This window comes from Streptomyces muensis, assembly GCF_021474425.1.
Classification (GTDB): Bacteria; Actinomycetota; Actinomycetes; order Streptomycetales; family Streptomycetaceae; genus Streptomyces; species Streptomyces muensis.
In genome coordinates, this window is the sequence record NZ_JAKEIP010000521.1 from 1 (window position 1) to 2245 (window position 2245).

At 68.3% G+C, this 2245-nt stretch carries 2 protein-coding genes; one reads left to right on the forward strand and one right to left on the reverse strand.

What is annotated here, in order from left to right:
- Positions 1-78 precede the first annotated feature (78 nt).
- Positions 79-651 carry a hypothetical protein gene (locus L0P92_RS43925; RefSeq protein ID WP_234768729.1) on the forward strand — a complete coding sequence of 191 codons (573 nt, stop codon included), beginning with the start codon at positions 79-81 and terminating at the stop codon, positions 649-651.
- Between the two features lie 3 nt (positions 652-654).
- On the opposite strand, the gene L0P92_RS43930 is transcribed toward L0P92_RS43925, so the two are convergent.
- A complete protein-coding gene (locus L0P92_RS43930) occupies positions 655-2004 on the reverse strand; it encodes a M14 family metallopeptidase (protein ID WP_234768730.1) in 1350 nt (449 codons plus the stop codon).
- Positions 2005-2245 lie beyond the last annotated feature (241 nt).

Genomic DNA, 2245 nt, shown 5'->3' on the forward strand with positions numbered 1-2245 from the left:
GGCGAGGAGAAGGGGTTCGTGTAACGATGCGGGGGCTGGTTGTGCGGGACACAGGGTTGTCGACCATACTGCTCGGCTGTGGAGCAGCGCATAGGTTCAGGCAGCCAGCCCCTGGAGGGCGCCGGGTTCGACCCGGCCTTCATCCCCGGGCTCACCTCGCCCGCGTCCGCCGCCCAGGAGGGCGCGAAAAAGGAGGACGCGGCCACGGACGGCGACATCGAGGAGACGGTCCTCGAGGACGCCGAGGAGCCCGAGGCGAAGGCCGATGACGAGGCCGGCGAGAAGACCGACGCCGACGATGACGATGACGAGCCGCCGGCCGACGGCCCCGTCTTCGAGGCCTCCGACCGCCGGGCCCGTATCGTCGCCGACCGCACCGGCGTACACCTCTCCCTGGACGACCAGGAGTGCGAGTTCCGCTGGGACGAGATCGGCGCCGTGGAGACCGAGGCGCCGCGCTTCGGGAAGCGGTACACCGTCACCGTGCACACTCCTGACCGCCGTTGGTACCCGATCGAGATCGAGGCGACGGCCAGGAGCCGCTTCACGGAGTGGGACGAGCAGTTGGACGCGGTCCTCGACGCCTACTTCGAGGAGGACGCCGAAGGCGGCCGACTCGCCGAGGACGTCGAGGAATCCGACGCCGAGTAGCAGCTAGCTGCAGTACTGGGCCTCCTTGCCGATCGACCGGTACATACAGTCGGCGTTCTCCAGCAACTGCAACACCGCATCCCGGTTCCGGGACGTCTCCCGCTCGATCACCTCGTCGGGCGGGTAGAAGCCCCCGCCCCCGGACCTCGGGTACATCTCGAAGGTGTACCCGAAGATCTTCTGGTTGCCCCACAGCCAGTCGTCGATCGACCCGTCGGTGATGTACAGGTCACTGGACTGCTCCGGCGTATAGCCGTTGCTGGCCGCCATCTTCTGCCCGACCGTGGCGAACGCGTTGCGGTCGTCGGCGGTCATGCCGGTCGTCGTGTCGGAGTAGGTGTACCCGAAGGGCCACAGCACCAGCTCGCTGTAGGTGTGGAAGTCGACCCCGGCCTTGATCTGCTGCACCCCGCCGACCACACGGCTGCGCACGAAGTTGGCGACCACCTTGACCTCGGGCGCCGACTCGGCGGACGCGCCGCGGTAGGTGTCCGAGGACGTCGACCCGGAGGAACCGCCGCAGCAACCCCACCGGTAGTTCCAGTTCCGGTTGAGGTCGGTCCCGACGGCCGAGGAACCGGAGTTGGGCTGCCGGTTCTTGCGCCACGACCGGTAGGAGCCGGTGGCGATGTCGTACTCGCCGCCGTCCGGGTTGAGGTCGGGGACGATCCAGATCTCGCGGTTGTTCACCATGCTGGTGACCCGGGAGTCACTGCCGTAGTCGGAGGTCAGCTCGCGCAGCAGATAGAGCGCCATCTCGACGGTGAGGTGCTCGCGGGCGTGCTGGTGGTGGGTGAAGAGGACCTCCGGCTCGGACTCGTCCGTGCCCACGTTGTCGCTGATCTTGATGGCGACGATGTTCCGGCCCTGGTACGACGTGCCGATGACACGCTGGCTCGCGATCGAGGAGTTGGCCGAGACCAGTGAGTTGATCTCGCTCGTCATCTCCGCGTAGTTGTGGTAGCGCGAGTCACCGGACGGGAAGTCGTAGAGCCGGACGTCGTCCTCGCCGGCGGACCGGTCGGGGACCGCGCCGAGCGGGGTGACCTCGTAGCCGAGCGTCTTCAGCCGCTTGATCTGGTCCGCGCGGCCGGAGACGACGACACCGTGACCGTGGGCCTCGTCCACGGTCACCCCGGTCCGCTGAAGTGCCGTGCGGTCCTTGGCGGTCGAGTGCATGTGGACCTCGTACTGCCGGACGTCGTCGGCCGAGGGGGCCGCCTTGGCGGCGCTGTCGGCGTTCGCTGACACGTTCGCGGAGAGCGGTGCCGCGAGGGCGAGGGCGAGCAGTGTGGCGAGCGCGGCGGTACGTCTGCCGCCGCGGGCGCCGGAGCCGCGTATGCGAAGTCGCATGAAGTCTCCTTGTGGGAGTGGGGGGTGGGGTTCAGTGCGACGTACTGCGTGGTGCGGGTGTGGCGCTCATCGTGCGGTGCTGGCATGAGCAGGTCAAGAGTGGACCGTTGATCGCGGTGCGAACCACTCGAAAATCAGCCGCGCAGTGTACGCGCGCGGCCTCCGTACGGAGCGGTCCCGGATTAAGTCCACCCGGGGGTGTGATCCGGGCGTGCGGACCGGCGCGAGGGGCGGGAAGGGT